Below are 2,713 nucleotides of genomic sequence, written 5' to 3' on the forward strand. Positions count from 1 at the left end.
CCGCGCCCCGGTCCGCGGGCGGCGGCACGAGCGCCGGTGCGGCCGACGGGCGGACGGGTGCCGCGGTGCCGGGCCGGCTCGCGGTGACGGGTGCCGCGGTGCCGGCGCTGCTCGGCCTCGCCCTGCTCCTCGTCCTCGCGGGCGCGGAGCTGGTGCGGCGGCGCCGCCGGGCCTGAGCCGCGACGTCCCGAGGGCCGTCCACCCCGTCGCGGGGTGGGCGGCCCTCGCCGTGCGCGGACGCGGCCGCGGTGGACCGGCCGATGTTCCGGGCGTAATGTTCCGCGCGGAGTAGTCGCTCGACCGCTCCGACCGCGACGGGGGAGGACGTGCCGTGGCCGCAGCGGTGTCCGCCGTCGCCGTGATGGTGCTCGCGCTCCTGCACGAGCGCGCCCGGCACCCGTACGACGTGTTCCAGACCCTCGTCGAGCGCGGCGACGCGCGGCTCGTCCGCGTCACGCCCGGCGCGGTCTACCACGCGGTCGAGCGGCTCGAGCGCGACGGCCTCGTGACGGCCGCCGGCACCGAGCGCTGCGGCAACCGGCCCGAGCGCACCACCTACGCGGCCACCGACGACGGCCGAGCGGCGCTCACGCGGTACGTCACCGCGTACCTGGCCGACGAGGAGCCGACGCACGACGCGTTCGCGGTCGGGCTCGCGCAGGCGCCGCACCTTCCCGTCGACGACGTCCGCGCCGCGCTGACCGCCCGGCGCGACCGCGTCGCGGCCCGCCTCGCCACGCTGCGCGCCCGCCTCGACGAGGTGCACGCGCACGGCCTGCCGCGCAGGTACACCCTCGACGCGGAGCGCGAGGCGGTCCTGCTCGCCCACGACGTCGACTGGCTCGACGCGGTCCTCGCCGACCTCGGGTCCGACCGCCTCGACTGGCACGCACCCGTCCCGCACGACGCGCTCGCGGCCCTCGCCGAGCGACGCCGTCCCCGCGGCGCCGCGGCGCGCGGCTCCTGAGCCCGCGCCCCGCCCCGCACCCGCTCGCCCGCACCCGCACGTCACCACCCGCACACCACCGCCGCGACCCCGCGTCGCCCGCCGCGCGCCCGCCGCGCCCGCACGTCACCGGAGCTCCCCATGACCGCACCCGCTGCCGCCCCCGGCGGCGTCGACCCGCACGGGCGCAGCCCGTGGAGCGTCCTGCCGCCGCTGTGCCTCGGCTTCTTCATGATCATGGTCGACACGACCATCGTGAACATCGCCGTCCCGACCCTCCAGGCCGAGTTCGACGCGAGCCTCGTCACCGTGGGCTGGGTGAACAGCGCCTACCTGCTCACGTTCGCGGTGCTCCTGCTGGTCACGGGCCGGCTCGGCGACCGGTTCGGCCCCCGGCCCGTCTTCGTCGCCGGCCTCGTGCTGTTCACGCTCGCGTCCCTGTGGTGCGGCCTGGCCGGGTCGGTGGCCGTGCTGGTCGTCGCGCGCGCGGTCCAGGGCGTCGGCGGCGCGCTCATGACGCCGCAGACCATGGCGATGATCACGCGCGTGTTCCCGGCGCAGCAGCGCGGGGCCGCGCTCGGCGTCTGGGGCGCCGTCGCGGGCGTCGCCACGATCACCGGGCCCGTGCTCGGCGGCGTGCTCGTCGAGGGCGCCGGCTGGGAGTGGATCTTCTTCGTCAACGTGCCCGTCGGCGTCGTCGCCCTCGTGCTGTCGCTGCGCTCCCTGCCGACCCTGCCGACGCACGCGCGCTCGTTCGACGGCGTCGGCGTGCTGCTGTCCGTCGTCGGGCTGACCCTGCTGGTGTTCGGCCTGCAGGAGGGCGAGGCGTACGACTGGGGCACGATCGTCGGGCCCGTCAGCGTGTGGTCCGTCGTGGGTGCCGGCGTGCTCGTGACGGCCGCGTTCCTGCTCTGGCAGCGCCGCCAGGGCGACGCCGCGCTGCTGCCGCTGCGCCTGTTCTCCAGCCGGACGTTCTCGCTCGCGAACGTCGCGGGCGCCGCCGTCTCGTTCGCGATGACGGGGATCTTCTTCCCGTTCACGCTGTACCTCCAGCAGGTGCTCGGCCTGTCGCCGCTGCACGCGGCGCTCGTCGGCCTGCCCGGGTCGCTGCTGTCGGGCGTCGTCGCGCCGGTCGCCGGCCGCCTGTCGGACCGCGTGGCGGGCAGGTGGGTCGTCGCGACGGGCTTCGCCGTGCTCGGCGCGTCCATCGCGGTGCTGGCGTCGCAGGTGCGCCCCGACGCGCCCGTGTGGCACCTCGTGCTGCCGATGATCGGCTTCGGCATCGGGACCGGCTGCATCTTCTCGCCGCTCGCGAACCTCGCGACCGCGGGCCTGGACCAGCGCACGGCCGGCGCCGGTGCCGGCGCGTTCAACACGACGCGGCAGGTCGGCGGCGTCATCGGCTCCGCCGTCGTCGTCGCGGTGCTGACGTCGCGGCTCGCCGTGACCATGCCGGCCGCCGCGCGGGACGCGGCCGCGGGCCTGCCGCCCGAGGTGCGCGGGCCGTTCGTCGACGGCTTCCGCGAGGCGGCGTCCGCGGGGCTCGGCGCCGCCGGGGGAGGGGCGGACCTGCCCGCCGGGGTGCCCGCCGACGTGGCCGAGCAGGTGCGCGCCGCCGCCGCGACGGCCGTCGAGCAGGGGTTCGCGACCGCCGCGTCGCAGACGCTGCTCGTCACGGTCGCCGTGCTGGTGCTCGGGCTGGCCGCCGCCGTCGCGATGCGGGCCCCGGCCCGGCCCGGCGCGGACGCGCCGGCCACGCCCGTCGGC

At 77.8% G+C, this 2,713-nt stretch carries 2 protein-coding genes; both read left to right on the forward strand.

Annotated elements, in window-relative coordinates:
• The first annotated feature begins 331 nt into the window (after positions 1-331).
• Positions 332-967, forward strand: coding sequence for a PadR family transcriptional regulator (locus AB6N23_RS18020; RefSeq protein ID WP_412867338.1), 636 nt, complete (start codon positions 332-334; stop codon positions 965-967).
• Between the two features lie 120 nt (positions 968-1,087).
• The coding region (locus tag AB6N23_RS18025) for a DHA2 family efflux MFS transporter permease subunit (protein WP_412867339.1) at positions 1,088-2,713 on the forward strand (1,626 nt) is incomplete at its 3' end.

The organism is Cellulomonas pasadenensis (assembly GCF_047229365.1).
Classification (GTDB): Bacteria; Actinomycetota; Actinomycetes; order Actinomycetales; family Cellulomonadaceae; genus Cellulomonas.